A 554-nucleotide genomic window follows, 5' to 3' on the forward strand; every position below is an offset into this window, starting at 1 on the left:
CGATCTCGCCGCCCTTGGTCCCGAACGAGATCGTCGAGATGGGAACACCCTCGTCCTTGGCCAGCCGCGCCGCGGTGTAGACGCCGTCGTGCGGATCGCTGGGGTTGGAGGGCTTGTTCTCGGCGCCGTCGGACTCCAGCACGATCCGGGCCGGCGGTGGGCCGTCGCCGCCGCCCATCACCGAACCGACCGTCGCGATCGCCTGCAGAGCGGTGAAAATGCCTTCTCCCGTTGCGGTTTTGGGCATCGGCTTGAGGCTGTCGATGCCCGCCTTCACCGCGCCGCGGTTGGTCGTCGGGGGCACCAGCAGCGTCGCGTTGGCCGCGAACTCCACCAGCCCCAGGTTGATCGCCGGGGTCAGCTGGTCGGCGAACTGCTTGCCGGCCTCCTTGGCCGCGTCGAGGCGGTTGGGCGGCACATCGGTCGAAGCCATCGACTCCGAGACATCGATCACCAGCATCACGACCGCGCGGTTGAGCGGAATCCGGACGTCCGAGGTCGGCCCGGCCATCGCGGTGGTCAGCAATACCAGCGACACGGCCAGCAGGATGGTC

1 protein-coding gene is annotated in these 554 nt (G+C 68.8%); it reads right to left on the reverse strand.

Going from position 1 to position 554, the window contains the following annotated elements:
- On the reverse strand, positions 1-554 hold a 554-nt coding region (locus A5686_RS02380; protein ID WP_156749906.1), incomplete at both ends, for a VWA domain-containing protein.

Source organism: Mycobacterium sp. E2479 (genome assembly GCF_001667925.1).
Lineage (GTDB): Bacteria > Actinomycetota > Actinomycetes > Mycobacteriales > Mycobacteriaceae > Mycobacterium.